Source organism: Hydrogenoanaerobacterium saccharovorans, assembly GCF_016901815.1.
GTDB lineage: Bacteria > Bacillota > Clostridia > Oscillospirales > Ruminococcaceae > Avimicrobium > Avimicrobium caecorum.
On record NZ_JACSNR010000006.1, the window covers coordinates 149,419 to 173,960 of the forward strand.

Annotated in this window: 25 protein-coding genes and 1 tRNA gene; 6 read left to right on the forward strand and 20 right to left on the reverse strand. The window is 56.5% G+C overall.

Features of this window, described 5'->3' with window-relative positions:
• Nucleotides 1-7: 7 nt before the first annotated feature.
• The 13 genes from H9X81_RS07335 to H9X81_RS07395 form a co-directional block, all read right to left on the reverse strand.
• Nucleotides 8-817, reverse strand: coding sequence for an acetyl-CoA carboxylase carboxyltransferase subunit alpha (locus H9X81_RS07335; RefSeq protein WP_177503907.1), 810 nt, complete (start codon nucleotides 815-817; stop codon nucleotides 8-10).
• Nucleotides 810-1,700: an acetyl-CoA carboxylase, carboxyltransferase subunit beta gene (accD, locus tag H9X81_RS07340; protein WP_191391849.1), complete on the reverse strand. Its 891-nt coding sequence runs from the start codon at nucleotides 1,698-1,700 to the stop codon at nucleotides 810-812. Before accD ends, H9X81_RS07335 begins: the two co-directional genes overlap by 8 nt.
• Nucleotides 1,697-3,049 (reverse strand): acetyl-CoA carboxylase biotin carboxylase subunit, encoded by a 1,353-nt coding sequence (locus tag H9X81_RS07345; protein ID WP_191391848.1) that lies wholly within the window; start codon nucleotides 3,047-3,049, stop codon nucleotides 1,697-1,699. Before H9X81_RS07345 ends, accD begins: the two co-directional genes overlap by 4 nt.
• A gap of 1 nt (nucleotide 3,050) precedes the next feature.
• Nucleotides 3,051-3,539 (reverse strand): acetyl-CoA carboxylase biotin carboxyl carrier protein, encoded by a 489-nt coding sequence (gene accB, locus H9X81_RS07350; RefSeq protein ID WP_177502465.1) that lies wholly within the window; start codon nucleotides 3,537-3,539, stop codon nucleotides 3,051-3,053.
• 122 nt (nucleotides 3,540-3,661) lie between these two features.
• Complete coding sequence (gene acpP / locus H9X81_RS07355) at nucleotides 3,662-3,886, reverse strand: acyl carrier protein (RefSeq protein ID WP_177502466.1); 225 nt, start codon at nucleotides 3,884-3,886, stop codon at nucleotides 3,662-3,664.
• Nucleotides 3,887-4,183: 297 nt separating this feature from the next.
• Nucleotides 4,184-5,332, reverse strand: a complete 1,149-nt coding sequence (locus H9X81_RS07360; protein WP_204720941.1) for a DHHW family protein — start codon at nucleotides 5,330-5,332, stop codon at nucleotides 4,184-4,186.
• A 17-nt stretch (nucleotides 5,333-5,349) separates the two neighbouring features.
• Nucleotides 5,350-6,738, reverse strand: coding sequence for an MBOAT family O-acyltransferase (locus H9X81_RS07365; RefSeq protein WP_204720943.1), 1,389 nt, complete (start codon nucleotides 6,736-6,738; stop codon nucleotides 5,350-5,352).
• A 62-nt stretch (nucleotides 6,739-6,800) separates the two neighbouring features.
• Nucleotides 6,801-7,409, reverse strand: a complete 609-nt coding sequence (locus tag H9X81_RS07370; RefSeq protein WP_204720945.1) for a DUF4358 domain-containing protein — start codon at nucleotides 7,407-7,409, stop codon at nucleotides 6,801-6,803.
• Nucleotides 7,410-7,682: 273 nt separating this feature from the next.
• Nucleotides 7,683-9,617 (reverse strand): bifunctional 4-hydroxy-3-methylbut-2-enyl diphosphate reductase/30S ribosomal protein S1, encoded by a 1,935-nt coding sequence (locus H9X81_RS07375; RefSeq protein ID WP_204720947.1) that lies wholly within the window; start codon nucleotides 9,615-9,617, stop codon nucleotides 7,683-7,685.
• A complete protein-coding gene (locus tag H9X81_RS07380) occupies nucleotides 9,607-10,215 on the reverse strand; it encodes a lysophospholipid acyltransferase family protein (RefSeq protein ID WP_177502471.1) in 609 nt (202 codons plus the stop codon). Before H9X81_RS07380 ends, H9X81_RS07375 begins: the two co-directional genes overlap by 11 nt.
• On the reverse strand, nucleotides 10,215-10,880 hold the full coding sequence (cmk, locus tag H9X81_RS07385) for a (d)CMP kinase (protein ID WP_204720949.1): 666 nt from the start codon (nucleotides 10,878-10,880) through the stop codon (nucleotides 10,215-10,217). Before cmk ends, H9X81_RS07380 begins: the two co-directional genes overlap by 1 nt.
• A 7-nt stretch (nucleotides 10,881-10,887) precedes the next feature.
• Complete coding sequence (locus H9X81_RS07390) at nucleotides 10,888-12,150, reverse strand: NAD(P)/FAD-dependent oxidoreductase (protein WP_204720951.1); 1,263 nt, start codon at nucleotides 12,148-12,150, stop codon at nucleotides 10,888-10,890.
• Complete coding sequence (locus H9X81_RS07395; RefSeq protein WP_177502333.1) at nucleotides 12,150-13,022, reverse strand: SIS domain-containing protein; 873 nt, start codon at nucleotides 13,020-13,022, stop codon at nucleotides 12,150-12,152. Before H9X81_RS07395 ends, H9X81_RS07390 begins: the two co-directional genes overlap by 1 nt.
• Nucleotides 13,023-13,383: 361 nt before the next feature.
• On the opposite strand from H9X81_RS07395, the gene H9X81_RS07400 reads away from it, so the two are divergent.
• Complete coding sequence (locus tag H9X81_RS07400) at nucleotides 13,384-13,656, forward strand: chorismate mutase (protein WP_177502332.1); 273 nt, start codon at nucleotides 13,384-13,386, stop codon at nucleotides 13,654-13,656.
• Between the two features lie 218 nt (nucleotides 13,657-13,874).
• Here H9X81_RS07400 and H9X81_RS07405 read toward each other — a convergent pair whose 3' ends face one another.
• On the reverse strand, nucleotides 13,875-14,960 hold the full coding sequence (locus tag H9X81_RS07405) for a 1-aminocyclopropane-1-carboxylate deaminase/D-cysteine desulfhydrase (protein WP_177502331.1): 1,086 nt from the start codon (nucleotides 14,958-14,960) through the stop codon (nucleotides 13,875-13,877).
• 367 nt (nucleotides 14,961-15,327) lie between these two features.
• Here H9X81_RS07405 and H9X81_RS07410 point away from each other — a divergent pair, with 367 nt between their 5' ends.
• The 3 genes from H9X81_RS07410 (at nucleotide 15,328) to H9X81_RS07420 (ending at nucleotide 18,379) form a co-directional block, all read left to right on the forward strand.
• Nucleotides 15,328-16,191 (forward strand): DegV family protein, encoded by an 864-nt coding sequence (locus H9X81_RS07410; RefSeq protein WP_204720953.1) that lies wholly within the window; start codon nucleotides 15,328-15,330, stop codon nucleotides 16,189-16,191.
• A 15-nt stretch (nucleotides 16,192-16,206) separates the two neighbouring features.
• Entirely contained in the window at nucleotides 16,207-17,271 is a 1,065-nt protein-coding gene (locus tag H9X81_RS07415) for a TlpA family protein disulfide reductase (protein WP_191391841.1), read from the forward strand.
• A 250-nt stretch (nucleotides 17,272-17,521) separates the two neighbouring features.
• A complete protein-coding gene (locus H9X81_RS07420) occupies nucleotides 17,522-18,379 on the forward strand; it encodes a glycosyltransferase family 8 protein (RefSeq protein ID WP_204720955.1) in 858 nt (285 codons plus the stop codon).
• Nucleotides 18,380-18,438: 59 nt separating this feature from the next.
• Here the strand turns inward: H9X81_RS07420 and H9X81_RS07425 are convergent, their stop codons facing one another.
• From H9X81_RS07425 to H9X81_RS07435, 3 genes are all read right to left on the reverse strand, one after another.
• Nucleotides 18,439-19,218: a hypothetical protein gene (locus H9X81_RS07425; RefSeq protein ID WP_191391839.1), complete on the reverse strand. Its 780-nt coding sequence runs from the start codon at nucleotides 19,216-19,218 to the stop codon at nucleotides 18,439-18,441.
• A gap of 15 nt (nucleotides 19,219-19,233) precedes the next feature.
• On the reverse strand, nucleotides 19,234-19,953 hold the full coding sequence (locus H9X81_RS07430; protein ID WP_177502326.1) for a DUF5058 family protein: 720 nt from the start codon (nucleotides 19,951-19,953) through the stop codon (nucleotides 19,234-19,236).
• A 340-nt stretch (nucleotides 19,954-20,293) separates the two neighbouring features.
• A complete protein-coding gene (locus H9X81_RS07435) occupies nucleotides 20,294-21,085 on the reverse strand; it encodes a type III pantothenate kinase (RefSeq protein ID WP_204720957.1) in 792 nt (263 codons plus the stop codon).
• Nucleotides 21,086-21,416: 331 nt separating this feature from the next.
• Here H9X81_RS07435 and H9X81_RS07440 point away from each other — a divergent pair, with 331 nt between their 5' ends.
• Entirely contained in the window at nucleotides 21,417-22,907 is a 1,491-nt protein-coding gene (locus H9X81_RS07440; protein WP_204720959.1) for a hypothetical protein, read from the forward strand.
• A gap of 10 nt (nucleotides 22,908-22,917) precedes the next feature.
• Entirely contained in the window at nucleotides 22,918-23,259 is a 342-nt protein-coding gene (locus H9X81_RS07445) for a Smr/MutS family protein (RefSeq protein WP_177502323.1), read from the forward strand.
• A 61-nt stretch (nucleotides 23,260-23,320) separates the two neighbouring features.
• On the opposite strand, the gene H9X81_RS07450 is transcribed toward H9X81_RS07445, so the two are convergent.
• From H9X81_RS07450 to H9X81_RS07460, 3 genes are all read right to left on the reverse strand, one after another.
• Nucleotides 23,321-24,007, reverse strand: a complete 687-nt coding sequence (locus tag H9X81_RS07450; protein ID WP_204720961.1) for an LrgB family protein — start codon at nucleotides 24,005-24,007, stop codon at nucleotides 23,321-23,323.
• The gene (locus H9X81_RS07455; RefSeq protein ID WP_204720963.1) at nucleotides 24,004-24,375 is read right to left on the reverse strand and encodes a CidA/LrgA family protein; all 372 of its coding nucleotides are present in this window, start codon (nucleotides 24,373-24,375) and stop codon (nucleotides 24,004-24,006) included. Before H9X81_RS07455 ends, H9X81_RS07450 begins: the two co-directional genes overlap by 4 nt.
• Before the next feature lie 59 nt (nucleotides 24,376-24,434).
• Nucleotides 24,435-24,510: transfer RNA gene (locus H9X81_RS07460), tRNA-Gly, on the reverse strand.
• Nucleotides 24,511-24,542 lie beyond the last annotated feature (32 nt).

Sequence of the window (24,542 nt, forward strand, 5' to 3'; positions counted from 1 at the left end):
CCAAATCTCAGGACCGGCAGTCGCCGATGGCCCTGAATTTTTTATATCGCTCGCTGCTGAGGGCGGCGCCGCTCCGGCTGCTGAGAAGCTCGACCTCTTCGATCAGCTGCTCCCGCAGATCCCGGTAGAAGGCGGTGCAGTCCCCGGTAAAGCCATGCTCCGGCTCGGGGATCACCCGATCTGCCACGCCGCAGGCAGCCAGCTCCTGGGCGGTGAGCTTCATCAGCTCGGCTGCGTCTGCGGCCCGGCTGCCGTCCTTCCAGAGGATCGCCGCAAAGCCTTCAGGCGAGAGCACGCTGTATACGGCGTTTTCCAGCATCCAGAGGCTGTTGGCAACCGAAATCGCCAGCGCGCCGCCGCTGCTGCCCTCTCCGGTGACCAGCGTAATCACCGGCACAGTCAGGCTGCTCATGAGCATGATGCTCTGGGCAATGGCCTCGCCCTGTCCGTGGCGCTCCGCCTCCAGACCGGGATAGGCACCAGGGGTGTCCACAAAGGTGATCACCGGGCGTCCGAACTTCTCTGCCTGCCGCATCAGCCGCATGGCCTTGCGATAGCCCTCGGGCTGAGGCATGCCGAAGTTGCAGCGGACATTCTCCTCCAGGGTCTTGCCCTTGCGGTGACCGATCACTGTCACCGGACGGTCCCCCAGCATGGCAATGCCGCCCACAATGGAACCATCGTCCATGCTGGCACGGTCGCCCCGCTGCTCAAAGAAGTCGGTGAACAGGTGGTCGATATAGTCCTGAATATTGGGCCGGTCCTTGGAACGGGCCAGCTGCACCCGCTCATAGGCACTGCGCTGTGTATCAGCCATTTCTGCGCACCTCCCCGCTGTGCAGCCGCAGCAGACGGATCAGCACCCCACGCATTTCACTCCGGGGCACGACCTCATCCACAAAGCCGCATTCCTGCAGAAATTCCGCCCGCTGGAATCCCTCGGGCAGCTTCTGCTTGATGGTCTGTTCGATCACTCTCGGGCCGGCAAACCCGATGAGCGCCTTTGGCTCTGCCAGGATAATATCTCCCAGCGAGGCAAAGGACGCTGTCACGCCGCCGGTGGTGGGATTGGTCAGCACGCTGATATAAAGACAGCCCGCCTCTCCCAGCCGCCCGATGGCTGCCGAAGTCTTTGCCATCTGCATCAGGGAATAGATCCCCTCCTGCATCCGGGCGCCGCCCGAGGCACAGAAAATAATGAGCGGCAGTTTCTTCTTGGCGGCATATTCCGCCAGCCGGGTGATCTTCTCTCCCACGGCGCTGCTCATGCTGCCCATGATGAACCGGCTGTCCATGACAGCCAGGGCGGTACGGTAGCCGCCGATCCGCGCAGTGCCGGTAATGACCGCTTCCCGCAGGCCGGTCTTCTGTTCCAGAGCCGAGAGTTTCTCGGCATAGCCGGGGAAGTCCAGCGGGTCCCGGGAGCGCACATTGCCGAACAGCTCCCGGAAGCTGCCCTCATCCACGGTGGCAGTCAGCCGGTCCCGGACACCCAGTACGCCATGGGCGCCGCAGTGCGGGCAGACCCGCAGCAGTTCCCGGTACTTCCGGGAGAGGATCGGCTGCCCACAGGACGGGCATTTGGTATACAGGTCATCGGGGACTGATTTCTCCTGCACGGTGACCTTCTTGTTCCGGAACGCCTTGAAAAGATCGATCTTTTCCCGGCGCCGGGCAAACATATCCTTTGTTTCCATCATCTCATCAGCTCACTCAAATGTCGCTCCACAAACGAGGTGGTAAACTGTCCGCGGACAAATTCCTCGTGGTGGAGGATCAGATATTGCAGTTCGGTATTGGTGTCCACACCCTCCACGATGAACTCCTCCAGCGCCCGGCGCATCCGGCGGATGGCCTCCAGGCGGGTGTCGCCGTGGACAATGACCTTGGCAACCATCGAATCGTAGTAAGGCGGGATGGCATAGCCCTGATAGACTGCCGAATCCACCCGGACACCCATGCCGCCAGGCAGGAACAGTCCCTCAATGCGTCCCGGACAGGGACGGAAGTCCTCCCGGGGGTTTTCAGCGTTGATGCGGCACTCAATGGCATGACCGGTGAGATGGATCTCCTCCTGGGTGAAGGGGAGCTCCTGGCCCGCCGCAATGCGGATCTGCTCCTTGATCAGGTCGATGCCGGTCACCATCTCGGTGACGGGATGCTCCACCTGGATGCGGGTGTTCATCTCAATGAAGTAGAAGTTCCCGTCCTTGTCCAGCACAAACTCAATGGTGCCGGCACTGTGGTAACCGGCAGCCTTTGCCGCCAGTACCGCCGCCTGTCCCATCTTCTCCCGGAGTTCCGGGGTCAGGGCACGGGACGGGGATTCCTCGATCATCTTCTGGTTGCGGCGCTGCACCGAGCAGTCCCGCTCGCCCAGATGCACCACATGACCCTGCTTATCCGCCAGGATCTGGAACTCAATGTGCTTGGGATCGAGGATCAGCTTTTCCACATAGACCGAGCCGTCCCCGAAGCAGGACTGGGCCTCTGCCGATGCGGTGGCAAAAGCATTTTCCAGCTCCTCAGGGGCATAGACCCGGCGCATTCCCCGTCCGCCGCCGCCGGCTGTGGCCTTGATGAGCACCGGATAGCCGATGCGGTCAGCAATTTCCCGGGCGGCAGCGGCATCCGGCACCAGGCCATCGGAACCGGGCACCACCGGTACGCCGGCTTTCTGCATCAGTTCCCGGGCGGCTGCCTTATCCCCCATCCTGTCGATGACATCGGCATCCGGGCCGATGAACACCATGCCGCACTGCTCCACCAGGCGGGCAAACTCGGAGTTTTCCGAGAGGAAGCCATAGCCGGGATGGATGGCGTCACACCCCAGACGGGTGGCGGCACTGAGGATATTCTGCACATTGAGATAGCTCTGGGCACTGGCAGCCGGGCCGATGCACACCGCCATATCTGCCAGATGCACATGCAGGGAGGAACTGTCGGCAGTGGAGTAAACCGCCACTGTTTCAATGCCCATCTCCTTGCAGGCACGGATGATTCGTACCGCGATTTCGCCGCGGTTGGCGATCAGTATTCTGCGGAACATATCAGACCCTCTTGAGATAGCAGAGCGGTGCGCCGTATTCCACCAGGTCGCCGTCCTTGGGGGCGATCTCGGTGACAATGCCGTCAAAGTCCGCTGTGATCTCGTTCATCATCTTCATGGCTTCCACGATGCAGAGGGTCTGACCCTTCTGTACCCGGTCCCCGACCTTCACAAAGGGAGCCGCGCCCGGTGCCGATGCGGAGTAGAACACTCCTACCACCGGGGCAGTCACTGCCTCCCCTTCGGTCACGGCAGGCGCCGGAGTCTCAGGCACAGCCGGGGTCAGCTCAGCAGCAGCTTCCGCCTCCACCGGAGGCATGGGACGCAGTTCCGGCTCCCGGCGGCGGGAAGGCTCTTCCCGATGCGGGGGCTGTGCGGGGGTGTGTTCCTTGGACAGTACCAGAGAGAACGCACCGTCCTCCAGTTCCAGACGGCAGATGTTCATACCGTCAAATGTTTCCATCAGTTCCCGGATCTCTGCAAGTTTCATGCGTATTCCGCCTTTCCACTTCCGGCAGGGCCGGAAGATTTCGTCAAAATATTTGAAATTCAAAGCTAAAGCGACAAAACAAGGTCTGCCGCCGATAAAGCGGCAGACCTTCCAGTTGCTTTTTATTTGCTTTCGATGAAGTCTACAATATCCTCGACTGTACGCAGCGAAGCATATTCCTCCTCGGCAATGGAGATGCCGAATGCATCTTCCAGCGCCATAGCCAGTTCCACCATCTCCAGCGAATCTGCACCAAAGTCCTCGGTGATATTCGAAGTGAGGGTGATCTCGCTCTCCTCGCAGTTGAGTGTATCTGCAATAATTGTCTTGACCTTTTCGAGTACCATTCCCTGCTGCCTCCTGTGTTCAAGTTTGGCTTTGCGCGTATTTCTTTTGAATTATAAAATATTGGAACTTAAAAGTAAATGCCTTCTCGCATAAATTAGAACTATTTCCAAGATTTTTTCGGATGGTTTTGCTTTGATTGGGCAAAATTGTGGGAAATTCTTCGGATTTTGTGCAGAAATGCAAATAACCGCTCCGCCTGACAGCATAACACAGCTTTGGCAAAACCTTTGTCGAACCGTCGGAGAAAACAAAAAAACAGGCCCTCTCCCCCATCGGGAAAGAGCCTGTTCTGAGGGTTAATAACCCAGCTTGTAGAGATTGGTATCGGTCACCAGATTGGAGAAATTGTACATCAGGAGGATCTCATCAAAGCCGCCCTCATTGATCAGCTGGCTCAGCGATCCTGCCAGATACCGCGGATCCACAATGTGCACCTCATCATAATTGCAGAGCAGGAAGGGCGCAAAGCTGTTGGCATAGGAATCCTTGATGATCAGAATCCGGCTGGGCTCCTGTTCCTCCTCTACGGTGCGCACACCGCTCTTGATGACAGTATAGCCGTTGTTGCCCCGGAGGAAGGCGGCATACTTATCCCGCACCTCAAACTTCGAGAAGTCGTAATAACCGTCCTGTTCCTTGCCGTCGATGGTCACACCGGCGTCCGGGATCTCGTAATAGGTGATGGTATCCGCCTGGGCATCAAACTTCTTGGCCTTGCTGAAATAGGTGCCGTAGAAGTTTTCCACCGTCTTGCCGTCCAGCCCGGAGAGAGCCACCGGCTCCTGTCCCAGCTGCTGCATCAGCTGGGCATAGGCATAATAGGCGCCCAGTGTGGTCCAGTGATGGTCGGTGCGGTAGTAGATATACTCGTCCTTGTGCTCGGTGAGCGTCCCGGAGAAGTCCACAATCCCGGCGCTCTCCGGTGCCTGGGCATAGGCTTCCTGGATCAGCCCGAGCTGGTCGATCTGCTCCAGCCCCGCGGGGAGCTTCTCAGGCATGATGGCATAGGCATTGGGAATAATGGCAAAGGTCACATTGTCATTCTGGTGGTTGTTCAGGAAGGTCATCGCATAGCCGAGGTTGCGGTCATACTGGGCCCGCTGGTCCCCGGAAAGGGTGGTGAACTTCTCAAACATATAGCCGTCCTCGCCATAGGCGATGCCGTTGTTCTCGATCTTCAGGAGCATCGACTCACAGACCGATTTCAGTGTGATCCAGTCGTCCCGGAGTACAAACTGGTCGTTGATGTACTCCTCATAGTCCTGGGTCCATTCGTTGTTCAGGAACGCCTTCATGGTGAAAGGCGGCTTCTGGGCCAGGTACTTGTTTTCAAATTCCGAATATTCCCGGTCTGTCTGGGTCAGGTCAAAGAGTGTGTACCCGAACAGGAACAGGAAAAAGACCAGGACCACCGGATACCGGAGCAGTTGTTTTACTTGTTTCATGGGTCAGGCCTCCTTCATCAGAACCGGAAGTACAGGAACGGGTTGTAGGTGGCGTCCACCAGATAGGCAGTGGAGGCCAGGAAGATGGCGCCGAAGAAGACCAGACAGAAGACATTGTTCTTCTCCAGGCGCAGATAAAGCCCCTTGAGGGCCGGGGTGGAAAGCACCGTTCCCAGAATAAAGACCACAATATAGTTGCGCAGGTAGTAGATCCAGTCCACACCGCCCACCGGTACGAACATCCGGGTGAAGAGATCCCCCAGCATGCCGAGGTCGGTGACGGCAAAGAGCGCCCAGCTCAGCAGCAGGAAGAAGATTACATACACATGGGAAAAGGCGCTGTGGCGCTCCAGGACCTGTTTAAAGCCCATGCGTTCGATCACCAGAAAGACGAAGAAGAACAGGCCCCAAAATATAAAATTCCAGCTGGCGCCATGCCAGAAGCCGGTGGCTGCCCACACCACAAAGAGGTTGAAATAGAGCCGGGACTTGCTGACGCGGTTGCCGCCCAGGGGAATATACAGATACTCCCGGAACCAGGAGCCTAGGGTCATGTGCCAACGCCGCCAGAACTCCGTAAAGCTGCGGGAGATGTAGGGGAAGTCGAAGTTTTTGGGGAATTCGAAGCCCAGCATCTTGCCGAGGCCGATGGCCATAAGGGAATAGCCGCTGAAATCGAAGTAGATCTGCAGCGAGTAGGCAAATACCGCCATCCAGGCCAGCGGTGTGGAGATGGAAAGGAATCCTTCCCCGGCGCCGATGGCTTCGATCTCGGTCCAGAGGGCGCCCACATTGTTGGCAATGAGCACCTTGCTGCCCAGGCCCAGAATAAACAGCTTGATGCCGTCCTGGATCTGGGGCAGGTTGATCTGCCGCTCCTTGAGCTCCCGGTTGATGTCGGTATACCGCACGATGGGACCGGCAATGAGCTGGGGGAACAGCACCACAAAGGCGCCGAAGTCGATGATATTGCGTTCTGCCTTGACCTTGCCCAGATACACATCAATGGTATAGGACATGGTCTGGAAGGTATAGAAGCTGATACCCAGCGGCAATACAAAGCTGATGGTGGGAAGGCTGAGACCAAACAGCGCATTGAGATTGCCCACAAAGAAGTTGGTGTACTTGAAGAATCCCAGCATACCAAGATTGAACACTACGGAATAGATCAGTCCCAACCGACAGATCAGTTTATTATCCCGATGGGATTCGATCAGACCGGAGGCGGTATAGTCCACCACAATGGATGCGATCATGACCGGGAAGTACTTTGCTTCACCCCAGGAATAGAAAATCAGGCTCAGGACGAGCAGGGTGAAATTCTTGAACCGCTTGGGAACCAGATAGTAGATGGCAAAGGCTGCCGGCATAAACCGGAAGAGAAACAGAATACTGCTGAAAACCATTCTTTCTAAAACCTCTCGAGAATTTTTGCTATGTAGGCCGCCATACAGCGGCCCTGCCCTGATCAGGCAAAGGATTTGTTGATGATCTCGGTGACCAGCTTGTTTTCGCTGTCAAAGAGCGGAACCGTGGTGGAATCCGCCTCCAGGCTGTTCACCGCCACCAGAAAGGCGTAATTACCCCGGGTGATAATCTGCATATTCTTGGCACGGTCATAGGCATAGCCAATCCCGCTTTTTTCCATGGCAGTCATCAGATCTTCCCGATACTTTTCCAGTGTTTTTTTCACCGAGTCAATCTGACCGGGTTTGGCTTCGACAGCCAGCAGATTATCCGAATATCCATCCGCGGTGGAATAATAGCCGTAATAATCCGCCACCTGATCGGTGGTAAGCCCATATCGGTCCCAAAGAACTGTATCGGTCACCTGCCCGGGCTGATAGATGCCGCCGGTTTCAAACTCCGCCTGAATATCCTCAATAATCGACTGGAGGGAACGGTTTTCCAGAAGCTGATCGCCGTTCATGGGCATAGAGCGTTCCATGCCGCTGCCCGACGATGAGGACGACAGCTCCCCGGAACTGCTGGAATCCATATTCTTATCCCAGTTACAGGCTGTGAGAGAAGTGACCAGCGCCGCTGTGAGAAGCAATGCCGCATATCGTTTCATCATTCTGATTCTCCTTTGGCTTTCCGAATTAAAACTGACCGCAAAAAGGGTCAGTTTTATTCTTCACAGGAGCGACTGCTTTATGCTTCTGCCCGGACGGGACATACACTAAAAGTATAGGAGATTGCGCCGAAAACTGCAATATATCTGTGCAAAAAAATCCGGGTTTTCCTGCCGGAAATTTCCGCGGAAAACAAAAAGACGGAACAGTCCTGCTGTCAGCTAGCTTGGACTGTTCCGTCTTGTTTCATATAAGGGATTCAGACCCGCAGGCGCTTATTCAGCGTCAGCAGCCTCCTCAGCCTCATCATTCAGCAGAGCCTTGATGGACAGGCTGATACGCTTCTTGTCGAAGTCGATCTCGGTAATCTTTACCTTGACAACATCGCCAACCTTCAGAACATCCGAAGGCTTGTTGATGCGCTCGTTGGAGATCTGGCTGATGTGGATCAGGCCGTCCACACCGGGAATGATCTGAGCAAAGGCGCCGAACTGGGTGAGAGACACGATCTTGGCCTCAACAACAGAACCAACCTCGTAGTTCTTCTTGAGGATCTCCCACGGATTGTCCTCAGCCTTCTTGTAACCCAGAGAAATCTTCTTCTTCTCAGGATCGATGTCCTTGACATAAACCTCTACTTCGTCGCCAACGCTGACAACCTGAGAGGGATGCTTGATCTTGCTCCAGGACAGCTCGGAGATGTGGATCATGCCGTCAACGCCGCCCAGATCAACAAAGGCACCGTAATCGGTCAGGCTCTTAACCTTGCCGTGGTATACCTTGCCAACCTCAACGCTCTCCCAGAACTGATTCTCCAGGGCCTTCTTCTCATCCTTGAGAACGGCACGGATGGAGCCGACAGCTCTTCTTCTCTGACGGTTGTATTCCAGGATCTTGAAGCGAACGGGCTGCTTGAGCAGATCCTCGAGATTATCGTTTCTGGAACGGGTAGCCTGAGAAGCGGGAATGAATACCTTCACGCCATTGGTGAGAACCAGAACACCGCCGCGAACCACTTCGGTTACAACGCCTTCCAGAACCTCGCCGCTCTCACAGGCTTCAGCAATCTTCTCGAAGCCGGCAATGGCATCGAGACGCTTCTTGGAAAGCATTACAGTGCCTTCCACATCGTTGACGCGCAGGACAATCAGGTCCAGCTTGTCGCCCTTCTGTACCAGGTCGGTGGCCTTGGCAGCCGGATCGTCTGTCAGCTCGGACAGCGGAATGTAGCCGGCATGCTTGGTGCCGATATCGACTGCTACTTCGTTCGGTGCAACGCTTGTAACGACGCCGGTTACCTTCTCCCCTGTATATGTACTTTTGAAGGAAAGATTGAGCATTTCCTCAAAGCTGAGATCATCAGTCAGAATGTCACTCATGGTTTTTTGTACCTCCTTAATTATGCGGGCCGGAGTTGAAGCTCCTGCCGTAATGCCGAGAGTATCCACACCGGCAAAATCTTCCGCACGCAGTTCCGCTGCTGTTTCCACCCAGACAGTGGGACAGTGCCTGGAACAGATGTCGAAGAGTTTGCCCGTATTGGAGCTGTGACGCCCGCCGACCACAATCATGCGGTCCACTTTGGCAGCAAGGCTCTCGGCCTCCTGCTGCCTACGCATCGTCGCACTACATATTGTATCAAAAATCTCGGCGTTTGTACACACTTTTTTTAGGCTTTTTACGATGTTTGCCCATTCTTTTACATTGAGGGTAGTTTGCGCCACCAAAATCACCCGTTTTTTAGGTAAATTTGGGTGTTTTTCCATAAATTCCACCAATTCTGCGGCATCTGCAATCACAGCATAGTCGCCTTTGCAGTGCCCGTAAATGGCTTGAACCTCCGGATGGGACACATCTCCCGCTATGAGCACCAGGCCCTCAGGGCCATAATCCTGGGCTACGATCTGATGGATCTTCGCCACAAACGGACAGGTGGCATCCACACAGGAAAGCCCCAGGGCAGCGATCTCATCATAGACGCTCTGGGCTACGCCATGGGAACGGATCACCACCTTGCGCCCGGCTGCCTCCTCCGGGGAAGCAATGGCCTCCACCCCCTTTTCCGCCAGTTCCTCCACCAGCTGGGGATTGTGGATAATCGGCCCCAGGGTGCAGATGGATTCCCCGGCCTCAATCAGATCATAGACCATCTGGACCGCCCGGTTCACTCCAAAACAGAACCCGGCAGTCTTGGCTACCTCAATACTCATTCTTGCTCACCTCAATGCTCTCAAGCACCTTGCCGAACAGCAGCTGAGTGGCATTGCGCAGCTCCCGGGCCGAGGAGGACTCGGTGAGTCCCATGGCCTCGTAAGGGATCAGCTCGCCGTACCGGATCACGATCTTCCGGCGGAAGCCCAGCTTGCCCTCCCAGTACACCGAGCAGGGCAGCACCGGCGCTTCGGTGAGCCGTGCCACCAGCGCCACGCCCGACTTGGGACGCAGCGGCTCGCCGGTCTTGGAGCGGTGTCCTTCCGGGAAAATGCCCAGAATATCCCCCTCCTCAATGACCTTGCGGGAGTTGTCGATGGCGGAGGTGTCGCCGGCGCCCCGGTCCACCGGGAAGGTGCCGATGGTACGCAGCGCCCAGCCCAGAATGGGGTTTCGGAACAATTCCATCTTACCCATATACCGCACCTGACCATGCGCCTTTTCCGCCAGGATAATCGGGTCGATCATCGAGCGGTGGTTGCTCATCAGGATATAGCCGCCGCCGGACGGGATATTCTCCAGTCCATGATAATCCAGTTTATACCAGATGTTGAAGGCGATCATACAGATGGCCTTTGCAAAATAGTACAGCCACATTATGCGTTTCTCTCCTTGACGATGGTTTCAATGGCGGCAAGCACTTCTTCCGCGTTCATGCAGGTGCTGTCCAGTTCCACGGCGTCCTCTGCCTTGCGCAGCGGCGCCACCGCCCGGTTCTTGTCCTGCTCGTCCCGGAGATTGACCTCCCGGAGCAGCTCTTCAAAGTCCGCGTGCAGTCCCTTGGCCTCATACTCCGCCATCCGCCGGCGGGTACGCTCCTCTGCCGACGCGGTGAGATAGATCTTCACCTGGGCATCGGGCAGCACAACGGTGCCGATGTCCCGGCCGTCCATCACCACATCATGCTCCAGAGCCATATTGCGCTGGAGATCGAACAGGAATGCCCGCACCGTATCCATCGCCGATACACTGGACGCCGCCAGCGAGATTTCGGGGCGGCGGATCTCCTCCGACACATCCCGTCCGTTGAGCAGCACCCGCTGCACACCGTCCACATACCGCAGCTCCACCCGGATCTGCTCCAGGGCGGCAGTCACCGCGGCCTTGTCCTCCAGCGGAACCCCTGCCTCGGTGCAGTAGAGTCCGATGGAACGGTACAGCGCTCCGGTGTCCACATAGATATAGCCCAGCTTCCGGGCCAGTGCCCGGGCAATGGTGCTTTTTCCGGCTCCTGCCGGGCCGTCGATTGCAATCGCAGTCATAGTTTTTCTATCCTTCCCATTGTGTCATCTCGCCCTCTGCCATGGACTGTGCTGCCAGGCGGGCGGTGGAAAAGGCGATCTGAAGGTTGTAGCCGCCGGTATAGGCGTCCAGATCCAGCACTTCCCCGATAAAGTACAGCCCCGGAACCAGCCGGGACTCCATGGTATGCGGGTCCACTTCGCTGACTTTCACGCCGCCGGAAGTGACAATGGCCTCCTCCACCGGACGGAACCGCACCGGTGTCACCGGAAATACCTTGATGACCGAAATCAGCTTTTCCCGTTCCTCCCGGGTGATCTGGTTGACCTTGGTATCCGGCGCAATGCCCGAAAGCCGCACTGCCACCGGGATCAGCTTCCGGGGGAGCAGCTCGTCCAGGGCATTGGAAAAGTCCTTGTTGATGAACTTCTCAAAGTCCCGGAGCAGACGGGCATCCAGCTGCTGGACTGTAAGCCCGGGCTTGAGGTCGATCTCCATGGAGTATTCCCCGAGATCGCCGGTCATGTGGCTGGACGCGCTGAGCACCAGCGGTCCTGATACGCCGAAGTGGGTGAACAGCATCTCACCCAGCTCGGAAAAGACCGGCTTCTTCTTGCCGGCTCTGCGGACGGTCAGCGTCACATTGCGCAGCGAAAGCCCCATCATCTCCCGGCAGTAGTCCTCCCGGGTGACAATGGGCACCAGCGACGGCACTGCCGGCACAACGGTATGCCCCGCCTGCTTTGCAAACCGGTATCCATCGCCGGTGGAGCCGGTCTGGGGATAGCTCACGCCGCCGGTTGCCACAGCCACCCGGCGGGCATAAATTTCGCTTCCATCCTTACAGATTACACCCCGGACCCCGGTTTCGTCAAGGAGCAGCTCTTTTGCCTCCCCCTCCCGGAGTTCGGCGCCGCTGCGCTTTACATACCGGTGCAACGCATCGACTATATCCGCTGCCCGGTCACTCACCGGAAAGACCCGGTTTCCACGCTCAGTCTTGAGCGGGACGCCGAGTCCTTCAAAAAACGCCATAGTGTCCGCTGTACTGAACCGGTTGATGGCACTGTACAGGAACCGGGGATTGCGCCGCACCGCCTTGAGGAAGGAGTCCTCATCACAGTTGTTGGTGACATTGCAGCGGCCTTTTCCGGTGATGAGCAGCTTGCGGCCCACTTTGTGATTCTTCTCCAGCAGCAGCACCAAAAGTCCCTCTTCCGCCGCTGTACCCGCGCAGAGCATTCCCGCGGCTCCGGCGCCGATCACCACCAGGTCATATTCCCGTTTCATCAGACGATATTCTCCTCATTCTTTTCATATACATCGTATTCGTCCCAGATCTTCTCCAGCTGGGCATAGGTTTCGCCCACTTCCTTCTGACGGCGCATACCCACTGCCACAATGAGCGCATTGATCAGGCTCAGCGGCGCCACCAGCGAATCCACAAAGGAAGCCATATCGCTCCGGGCCAGCAGCAGATGGTCGCACTTGGCAGCCAGCGGCGAACCGGCGGAGTCGGTGATGGCGATAACCGTTGCCCCACGCTCCTTGGCATAATCGATGGCCTTGACAGTGCGCTTGGAATACCGGGGGAAGCTGATACCGATAAAGACATCGTCCTTGCCCACCCGGAAGATCTGTTCGAACATCTCACTGGCACTGGAACCGGTCACCAGGCGCACATTCGGGAAGATCTGATTGAAGTAGAAGCTCATGAACTGTGCCAGGGCTGCCGAGGAACGGATGCCCAGGATATAGATGTTCTTGGCGGCGATAATGCTGTCTGCCGCGGCTTCAAAGCCCTCGTTGGACTGTTCCTCCAGGGTGCGGCGGATCTTTTCGATGTCCATGGTCAGCACCTTGGAGAGAATGTCATGCTCGCCCATCTGCTCGCTGGTGACTTCCATGCGCTGCACCGCGGTCAGACGGTTGCGGATCAGTTCCTGCAGGGCCCGCTGCAGCTGCGGATAGCCCTCGAACCCAACCTCGGTGGCAAAGCGCACGACGGTGGATTCACTCACTCCCACAGTATTGCCCAGCTTGGAAGCGGTCATAAAGGCGGCCTTGTCGTAATTTTCGATGATGTACCGGGCAATGAGCTTCTGTCCCTTTGAAAACCCAGACATCCCCTCTGAGATGCTGTGCAGCAGATCCTTTGCCACAGTGATCCCTCCTTTTCATCACTTTCTATATTTTTGACCGGTTTTGCAAAATCCGTGTCACAATAATTCATCTTGATGATAATATATCCCCCGTCAAAAATCAATACAATAATTGCAAATTTCCCAAAATCGTGCAGGAAATTCACCGGACACCTGCATAAACCTGTGGAATGCTGTTCCGAAGTCTGCTGAAATATGCTATAATGACCGCAAAGCGGCCCATAGGAGAGAACCCGACCGCTGCCCTGCCGGCGGCCCCTGGCAGACACCGTCGAACCGGACTGCCGGGCATCAGAACAGGGACAGAGCCTCCCCGGATGGGGACAGCTCGGGTGATTCACAGAATAAGGAGGATTTTTATATGCGTACACTGGAGGAACTCCGGGTGGAGATCGATCGGATCGATCAGCAGATGGTACAGCTTTTCGAGGAGCGGATGCAGGTGGTGGCGGAGGTCATGGCAGTGAAGAAGGCAGCCGGGCTCCCCATCCTGGACGCCTCCCGGGAGGAGGCTGTGGTGGCAAAGAACACCGCCCGGCTCAGTGATCCCGCCCTGGCAGGCTACTATGAGCGGCTGATCCGCCAGATGATGGCCCTTTCCCGGGAATATCAGGCCAAACTGATGGAGGAGTAGTTCTGCATGGAAATCCGTCCCGGCTTCATACGAAGGAAAACTTTCAGCTGGGCACTCCCCGGCCCCGGCCTGTGCGGAATGCAAGATTCCGGAAGTCCTGCGCCAAATCCGCCGGTATTCCCGCCGCCGGGGCTGAAAACGCAAAAAATATGGGACCCGAAAAACGGGTCCCATATTTTTTATTGGCCGGAGAGAGAGTTCCGGGAAATTTCAGCGTCTTATGCCTTGTGTACGAACAGGCCTTCGCCGTCATAGAAGATCTCCTGAGCCGCATCCAGATGCTCCTTGCTCCAGATTGCCGGTGTACCGCCCGAGTGCAGGAAGATGGCATTTTCGCCCTCAGGGATCTTGCCGCTGCGCACCAGATCCACAAAGCCATGGAAGATCTTGCCGGTGTAGCAGGGGTCGGTGAACAGGCCTTCGGTGCGGGCCAGCAGAGCCATGTACTGCTGGGTCACGGGATCGGGCACATTGTAGGCGATGCCATAGTAGGGCTCTTCGGGAGTGCCGGTTTCAATGCGCACTTCCTCGGGTGTAACATGGATGCCCAGCTCATATTCCGCGGACAGCTTGTCGATGAACTCGGCAACCTGTTCGGGGCTGCGGTAAGCGGGGCTTACCGGGATACCGATCACCTCAAAGGGAGCCTTGAAGTACTTGGCGCCAGCCAGCAGACCGCCGAAGGTACCCATCGAGCCGTAGCCGCAGACCAGATACTTGGCCTCAATGCCCTGTTCCTTCATCTGCTTCATAATCTCGGGGATGGCGTTGATATAACCGGCTGCACCCACCAGGCTGCTTCCGCCCACCGGTACATTATAAGGATGGATGCCCTGCTTTTCATATTCAGCCACGATCTTCTCTGTCTCCTGGGCCAGGAAGGCGGCGGTCTTTTCGCTCTTTTCCGGCTCAGGCAGGTCGGCATAGGCGGTGGTATCGATGAAGTGCACATCCGCGCCCATCATGCGGTCGAGGATCAGGTTGCCCGAGCAGTAATCCGGCTTCGGACCGGTCAGCACCAGGATGGGCTTCATATTGTAACGGACTGCCGCAGCTACGGTCATACGACCGTGGTTGGTCTGGACACCGCCGAAGGTCATCAGGGCATTATAGCCGTGATCCAGAGCGTCCTTCACCAGATAGTCCAGCTTTCTGGCCTTGTTGCCGCCGAAAGCCAGGCCGGTCATATCGTCCCGCTTGACATACAGTTTGCCCTTGCCCAGTTCCTTGGTCAGATTGGGCATATACTCCAGAGGTGTATCCAGATAGCCTACATGGATGCGTTCAAGTTCGGTCAGTTTCATAGCTGTCACATTCCTTTCGTAATTCGTTCTGTCCCCGGGGACAGGGGTTTGATTCTAAAAGGAGTCCCGATACGGCTTTGGATTTTCCAGGGAGCCGCTTTTCCATTTCATATAGATTGTAACACAAAAAAATTATACAATCCATTGCTTTTACAGAGGATTTCCTCGGACATTTTTAGTGAATATAGATAATATTTATGACAATTCTGTGTGTAACTCTCAAACAATGTGTTGCCTGTACCGGACAAAAATCCCCAAAATATGACACCCCCGGCATTTCACGGACGGATTCACCGGATTTTACATTGTAAACCCCCGCAATAAATGCTATGATGTAGGTAAAAATATAATAAGTGAGGATTGAGTTATGGATCGCATTAAATTTATGATCGACTCCGGTTCCGATATCCCTCCCGAAGTAGCTGACGCGCTGGATGCCGAGGTCGTTCCCCTTTACCGGGTAATTGATGGAGTCCCGGTTCTGGATTATCATGATTTCAACATTCAGGAGTACAGTGAATACCTGAAAACCTGCAAGGAGATCCCTACCACTTCCCAGCCCAGCCCCGAGGATTTTCTCACCCGGTATGAGCGCTTCGCTGACGAAGGGTATGACCACATCATCTGCATCACCATGTCGGTACATGGTTCCGGCACCTACAACAGTGCTGTGCTTGCCAGTGAAATGTTCAAGGAGCGCCATCCCGAATCTGCAATGCAGATCCATGTGGTGGATTCCTGGAGCTGTTCGCTCAACATGGTGATGGAGCTGCGCCTGGCAAACCATCTGCTGGAGGCCGGCGCTGGCATCCGCACTATCCTCGATGAGCTCTATGCGGTCCGGGAAAAGGTGCGCACCTATTACCTCATCGACAACCTGGAATTCCTCATCAAGGGCGGTCGTGTTTCCCCGCTCAAGGGCGGTATCGCTTCCAAGCTGCGCATCAAGCCCATTGTTGCCATCAAGAATGGCGAGGGTTCCATTCCCGCCAACGCCATGGGCTATCAGAACGGCCTTTCCAAGCTGGCTCACTTCTTCTGGGAGGACTGCACTCCGGATTCGGAACTGTATGTCAGCCATGCCGGCTGTCCGGAAAAGGCCATGGCAATCGTGGAAAAGATCCGCGAGCGGTATCACAACCTCAAGTACTATATCTACCCCATGCTGGGAACCATGTCCACACAGTCGGGCCCGGATTCCATCGGCATTTTCTACACCAAGAACAAATAGGAGCAACTAAAATCTATGACCATTCTCAAAAAAGCCTTTGCTGTCCTGACCAGCTGTGCCCTGATGCTCTCGCTGGCTGCCTGCAATTCTGAACCCCAGGAGACCATCGTGGAAAAACCCGAGGACATCTCCGATCACGCCATCGTTGTGGACTATCTGGGCATGGCAGTGGAACTGCCCGACGCCATCTATGACCGTCTGGGCGAACAGGTCTTCCCCACCGCCAACAGCCCTGCTGCCCCGGAGGGCGTCACTGTCAATGGACAGGTGCTGTTCCTCTATCAGAGCGGCGCAGTGTATGACCGGGTCCTGGAACTCCAGAGCACCGGCGAGGCCATGAGCGAAGAGGAATACCTGACTCTGTCGGAACAGGCGGGCAACCTGTGTGCCATCACCAGCATCAAGGCAGATACCCTGGGTGAAAACAACCTGGCGGACTGCACCGGATTTGAGAACAATGAGCTCATCGGAGAGCTGGGCGGAAACAGCTTCTATCTGAGCAATGACAACCTCTCTCCCGAGAGCCTCAGCGAAGAGGACGCCGCCGACCTGCAGGCCATGAAGGACTCCCTGCCCGAACTGGCTTCCAATCTGGTGCTGTACACCCCCATTGAGAGCACTGCCCAGGGCGTGGAGGAAGGCGCAGTGATCACCGGCTTCTCCACCACCGACCTGGACGGCAATGCCGTGGACAGCTCGATCCTGTCCGAAGCCAAGCTGACCGTGCTCAATGTCTGGGCAACCTACTGCACCCCCTGCGTCAACGAGATGCCCGACCTGGAAACCCTGTCCCAGAACTACAAGGACAGGGGCGTGCAGGTAGTCGGCCTGGTAGCCGATGTCTTTGACGATGAGGAGAAGAAGGCAGAAGCCAAGGAGATCCTGTCCGCAACCGGCGTCACCTATGTAAACCTGCTGCCCGACACCGTACTGGACGACAGCCTGCTCTACGACATCACCGGTACCCCCACTACCCTGTTCCTGGACAGTGAGGGCAAGATCCTGAAGATCGTAGAGGGCACCCGTGACCTGGACGCTCTCACCGAGATGGTGGATGAGCTTCTGGCGGCTCAGGAATAATCCTCCATATTAAATAAGTATCGGTATCCCCTGGCTGCTGCCGGGGGATATTTATTTTGCCCAAAAACAGCCGCTCACCGCCTTTTTCCGCCGCAGGGATTCTGCATAACTTCCCCGTGAATTCAAAAACTATTCATAAATCGCCGAAACTCTTAAAAGAACATTTCCAAAATGCTGCTTGAAGGCTCCCCTTTTCTGCCTTAAAATGCTGCATAGCAGTTATTTCCAAAATAAAGGAGAATCCCGTTTTATGAATATCCTCGTCACATTGGATGAAAACTATCTCGACCCGCTCCGCACTATGCTCTGGTCCCTGCACCAGGCAGAACCGGATACCCCTGTCACCCTATGGCTGATCCATTCCCGCATGCACCCCGATGCCCTGGAAACTGTCCGCTCCTACTGCGATGGCTTCGGCTGGGACTTCTGCCCCTGTGAGGCCGGCGAGGAGCTCTTTGCGGACGCTCCGGTGTTCCGCCACTATACCAAGGCCATGTACTACCGTCTGCTTGCCAGCCGCATCCTGCCGGATTCGGTGGACAAGGTGCTCTACCTTGACCCGGATATTCTGATCCTCAACCCCGTTTCCCCGCTGCTGGATCTCCCCCTTGAGGGGAATCTGTTCGCGGCAGCCATCCATTCCGGCCTGGCACAGATCTCGGCGCCGGTCAACCGGGTGCGCCTGCACAGCGATGACGACGCCGGGTACTTCAATTCCGGCGTGCTGGTGATGGATCTGGCAGCCCAGCGCCGGGAACTGGACCCCGCTGAAATCTTCGCCTGGACCCGGGAACATGCCAATGAGCTGATCCTCCCGGACCAGGATATTCTCAACGCCCTGTATGGCTCCCGGATTCTTCCGCTGGACGACACCCTCTACAACTACGATGCCCGCCAGTATGACGCCTATCGTCTGCTCAGTGCCGGGGAAAAGGATATGGACTGGGTGATGCAGCACACCGCCATTCTGCACTTCTGCGGACGGCTCAAGCCCTGGAAGCCAGGAGCCCGGGGCCGGTTTGTAGCCCTGTACAAATACTGCGCGGTACAGGCCGCCCGCCAGCCCGATTCCCAGGAAATTCCCTCCATGACCCACATGACCATATAGAAAAACAGCACCGGAATATTCCGGTGCTGTTTTTTTTCAAAAGGTATGGGATTTGGGGATTACAGGTCTTCCTGGACATCATCGCCGTGGATCATATCTCCATCAGCGGTGGGAGCCACAGGCTGTACTTCCTTCTTCTTGGCAAGCTCCACCTTGATGGCGCCCTTCTTGTACAGAACATAAGCGCACAGGATGGTCAGCGGGATGGCACCCAGCATAGCATAGCCTTCCTTGCCCGAGATGGGGGTTACGAAGAAGTTTACCAGAACAATCACGATCAGCGGCAGAACCACAGCCTTGAGCTTGCCATGGATGATATACTCACCGGCGCTCTTGCTGGTGATCATGCCGAAGAACATGCTGCCGAACAGCGCCGGGAGCATATAGGTGGTGGCAGTCTGTACAGCGGGCTGCTGCAGAATGGGCTGCAGGGGAACCAGCAGTACAACGCCCAGTGCAATTACCACCATGGTGAGCATGGAAGAAGCTGCGATGGCAACGGTGGAAATGGCGTCGCCTTCCTCCGAACCCTGGGCCACATCCGCCAGTTCCATTGCGGAAACAGCGCAGGGGAGCTTGAGGTTCAGAACGTTGCCGGTGATGAAGGCGATATAGCAGGCCGAGCCAAGGATGGGAGTATAGCTGAATACTTCCGAAATGGCAGTGGGCACAAAGATTGCCAGCAGACCGGAACCGATGGATACGACTTCACCAATGGTGGGCCAGATATCATAGACCGCGCAGATCAGAGCGGGGATTCCCAGCATAATGCAGAGCGACATAACCGAACCGGCCCGTCCGACCAGATGGATTTTATCCGAATACTTCATATCTTTCATCGTCAACTTACCCCCTTACGCAAGCAGATTGGCAAAGAATACCGAGGCAACCATTGCCAGTACCAGCGAATCCGCCAGCACAAAGTTGGAAAGCCAGGTCCAGCCGGTCTTTTTGATAATAACGCCGTGCAGATATGTAACCAGAGCGGATACAGCCAGGGTCAGCATATAGATGGGGCCCTTGAATACCTGTACAGGCAGGAATACAACCATCAGTGCCAGAGTGAAGCATCCAGTAGCCAGAGCACCCCAGGCACCGTTCTTTTCACGGAAGCTGGTCATACTGGTCTGGATCTTCTTGCCGAAGAAGGTACAGGTTACGATACCGAACATGATACCGATACTCATTACGAACATAATCGCGCCCGCCTGCGAAGCATCGTTGGCGGCTGCCAGAGCGCCGATGGACTCATAGCCGGCACCGGTGGCCACCATATCGGCAGCCATCAGCTCATAGCTGACAGAACCTACAACCGACAGACGGAACCAGGGCCACGGCACACCCAGAACGGCAGCCAGAGAAAACAGGCCGATCACAATAGAAAGCGACGGAACAATCGAGAAGATGACGGATGACTTGATGACACCCTTAATCTTTTCCTGGGAAATACCCAACTCAATACATCTTCCCCAGGCCATTTTGAGCATCACTGCACAGAGCAGGAAGATCAGCAGCAGGCCGACGATTACCGCTATGTACAGAGTGGTGCTGTTCATGATTGCGCTTAGCGACATCTTACTCATCTCCTTATAAAATTTTCCGCCGCATTTTTGAATTTTTACTGTGGCGAAATGTTAAAATTGATTATAGTTCATCTCCCGCACTTTTGCAAGCGAAAATATGAAATTTCTTTGTCACAATGATGAATTTATCAGTTATTCACAAACAGAAACCAGTTATTTCAACTTGAAATGTTCAAAATTTGCATACAAATGTATTTATATCAAATACATTTCCGCCGTTCCGCATGAATTTTCTCCCCTGGTTTTGTACAGGATGCGAAAAGGCACACCCTGCCGGAATTCTTCGTTCTTGCAGGATGTGCCTTCAGACAATTTCAAAAAGGATTCATTTTTACCGTTCCGAACGGGTGTTGCGCTTGTAGAGGCTGTACAATCCCTGTACCAGCAGGTTGGGACGGTGCACCAGCTCGTGGCGGATCTGCGGTACCAGCAGTTCCGAAATTCCTCCGGTGACGATCAGCTTCACCGGTGTGCCCAGTTCCTCTTCGATCCGGGCCAGCATGCCGTCCACCATCGCCGCTGTGCCGCCCACAATGCCTGACCGCATGCATTCCACAGTGTTGCGCCCGAACACCTTGACCTCGCCGTCCAGCGGGATGGGCGGAAGCTGAGCGGTGCCGCCGGTGAGCGCCTCTGCCGAGATGCGCATGCCCGGCGCAATGATGACGCCGCAGATATCCGACTGGGCATTGACCACAGTAAAGGTTGTGGCAGTACCGAAGTCCACGATGGTCAGCGGGCCTTCGAACTCACTGAGGGCGCCTGCCACATTGCAGACCATATCCGATCCCAGCTCGGTGGGATCGTCTGCCAGGATGCGGAAGCCGGTGCGGAGTCCCGGACCCACAGTGCGGATGCGCACCGATGTGAACCGGCCCAGCGCATAGGCCACCACCGAGTTGAGCTGCGGCACCACCGACGACAGGATAATACCGTCGAACCGGGACAGGTCAAACCCGTTGATCTCAAAAATGCCATGAATCAGCACCGAATACTCGTCCGCAGTGCGGTTCTTGTCGGTGGATACCCGGGCGGTAAAGACCAGCTCGTCCTGGTCAAATACGCCCAATACAATATTTGTGTTGCCAATATCAACTGTCAATACCATTTTCAGTTCCTCCATTTGCTGCCGCTCACCTCTCTCCAGGGATACGGCGCATTCTCAGGTAAATCATATCGCCAGTTTCAGCCCTTGTCAAACAAAACTTTTCCCGTCTGCCGCCCCGCTATTCATATTACCGCAACAGAAAATCCGGGGATTTGTGATATAATAACCACAGAACCGTTATTATACCTGTTTTTTGAGGCCGGTTCCGAGAGATGTTCCGGTGCTTCGGAGCAGCCGCCCTTTGCCGCTGTCCGGCTGACCCGGCAGTGTGAAAGGGATTCGGAACCGTCTGTCCCCGCTGTGGGGGAATTCCAAGAAAATATGTGTTCACGGGAGTGAATGTTCTATGCAAAAAACCGTTCGTAATGCCCTGCTGCTTCTGGCTGGGGCCTGTCTGGCTGTTTCGGTGGGACTGGGGATCTTCCTGCGGCCGCCGCTGAAATCCGGTGTCCTTCCCGGCACCGAAACCCCGGTGCTCACCTGTGACGGCGGCAGCGACTACACCCTGGTGATTCTGGCAGATGAATCGGTGCCGCTGAACCGGCTCGATCCCCTGGTGCGCATGACCCGCAAGAGCGGCGGCACCTCTCATATCCTGCGCCAGACCGACGACCTCGAGCCGGTGCGGAAGTTCGCGGACCGTTCGGAGTCAGCGACCCTGCTGTTCACCTACGGCAAGAGCTGGGAAAACGCCCTGGGTCTGCTGGACAGCTCCGATTCCATTGCCAGCACAGTGATCCTCTCCCCCTCCGGCGACTATGACCCGGAAGGGCTCTCCATCCAGTCGCCGGTGATGCTGCTGGGTACCTCCAGCGATCAGGCTCCCACCTCCCAGCGCCTGGCTGAGATCTACAACCGGCTGTCCGGGGAGAAGATTGCCCCCAATGGCCTCTCCTACACCTCCCAGAGCGGGAACTACCGGCTGCGGGTGATATCCGCTTCCCTGGACGCCTACCAGACCTTCTCAGACGACACCCTTCAGGCGGTATCTGACTGGTATGAGGACTCCGCCGGCGTCCGGATGGGCGATCCCGGTGCCGGCAGTCTGCTGCGCCTTGCAAGCTGGGCGCTGGGAATCGGCGGACTGCTGCTCCTGCTGGTGATGCTCGATCGGCTGCTTTCGGAGGAGATGCTGGATGTGGGCTATTCCCTGCTCGCCCTCCAGGTGACCTCTCCGGTGCGGTATTCCGTGCTCAAGGCGCTGAGCTGTCTGCCTGCTCTGGCTCTGCTGCTGATCCCCGCCCTGATCTTCCTCTTTATCCCGCTGCCCGGTCTGGCACCTATCCCCGCTCTGTTCTGCGGCTACTTCGGCTGTCTGGGGCTCTTCTCCCTGCTGCTGATCCGCCTGGGGAAAATGCCCGGTGTCACCGGCTCCCTCTCCTTCTCCGCCGCCAACCCCAACCTCCGGCGTGTCCTCACCGGGCTGGGCTCCTTTGCCGCTGTGCTGCTCATCTCCATGATGCTCCACTTCAGCGGCCTCTATACCCTGCGCTTTTCCCTGGACAGGCTCCCGGCCTTCCTGCTCTGCGGCATCGCCGCCGCCCTGGGCACCGCCGGATGGCTCTACGATGCCATGCTGCTGGATCAGTGCAAATTCCCGCTTCCGCTGCGGCTCTGCCTGGAACTGCTGCCCTTCCTGCCCTATGCGGGTCTGGCCTTCCTGGCAATTCCCGCCTTCGGATTCACCGGCTTCTACACCGTGATCCTGCTCATCGGCGCCCTGGCTGTGGATCTGCTGCTGGCCCGTCTGCTGCGGCTGATCCTCGGCACTGTCTGGATTCCATCGGCGGTGTCCGGGCTGCTCCTGGGCATTTTCGCAGCCTTTGCGGCACTGTGAGGTGGCCCCCATGCGTATACTCAATCTGGAACAGGGACGCCCTGACCGCCTGACTGCCCGCAGGCTGCTGCTCAGCGGGCTGGAAAATGCCCGGGCCTCCGGTCATCGGGAGGTCAAGCTGATCCACGGCTATGGTTCCCATGGTGTGGGCGGCAGCATCCGGCGGGACACCCGGACTACCCTCCTGCAGCTCCAGGAGGAGGGACAGATCCTCGGATTTATCCCCGGGGAGGAATTCGGACCCTTCTCGGAGCTCTGCCGGCAGGCTCTCGCTAAAAACTGGGAGCTGACCCGGGACCCGGATTATGCCCGGGGCAACAGCGGCATTACCATCGTCCTTCTGCGCAAATAACAAACCCCCGGCATTCCCAACAGGGAACCCGGGGGTTTTTGACTGAATGCGGTTATGGGGATCAGTGGGGCACGAACATTGCCAGCACAACGGTGATGATACCGGCAATGCCGATGGATACGCCGCTCATGGCGCCTTCCACATCGCCGATCTCCATGGCCTTGGAGGTACCGCCCGCATGGCTGCAGCAGCCGATGCCCACACCGGCAGCAATGCGGTTCTTGATGCGCAGTACCTTGATGAGGATCGGAGCCAGGATATTGCCGAAGATACCGGTGAGCACGACCACAGCCACAGTCACCGACGGGATACCGCCCAGCTGGGCACTCAGTTCCATGGCGATGGGAGTGGTGACCGACTTGGGGATCATGGTATAGGTCAGGGTATCGCTGAGCCCCATCAGGCGGCAGAGCAGATAGACACTGGTCATGGAGGCGGCAGATCCTGCCAGGCAGCCCAGAACGATGGGCAGGAAGTATTTCTTCAGCAGGGGGAGCTGCTTATAGATGGAATAAGCCAGCAGCGCAGTGGTGGGTGTAAGCATCATGGTGATGATGTTGGCGCCGTTCAGATAGTCCTGGAGGGGAATATCGAACACCAGCAGCACTGCCACAATGGCAATGATGGTGAGCAGCACAGGGTTGAGGAGCGGCGAACCGGTGCGCCGGTTGAGCGCCGACATGAGAAGATAGACGCCGAAGGTCAGGGCGAGGCCGAACAGGGCGCTCTGCAGGATAATGTTGATCATGCGCGTTCCTCCTTCTTTCCACGCTCCATGAGCTTGATGACGCCGGTGACGGTATAGGCAGTGACCGTGAAGGTGATAATCAGCGATACGACCATAATGATCAGCAGCTGTACCACACTGCCCTGGATGGAGGCATACTCATCCAGGATTGCCACGCCGGACGGCACAAACAGGAACGCCATGTTTGCGAGCAGGTATTCCGCCACATCCTGGACACTCTGGGGCTTGAGCACACCGGAGATGAACAGTCCCAGCATGATCAGCAGCGCAGCCACAGCAGCCGGGAACGGGAAGGGCAGATAGGCCGCCACCACTTCACCCGCCATGCAGATGAGGAATACGATGGTTAATTGTTTGAACAGCTTCATAGGAATTCCCCCTGACAAAATAAAAAATCCCTTTGCGATGTAACAAAGGGATTTTTGTATGGAGCGGGTTACGAGGCTCGAACTCGCTACCTCCACCTTGGCAAGGTGGCGCTCTACCAGATGAGCTAAACCCGCTTATTTTTGGTGCCTTCGACCGGAATCGAACC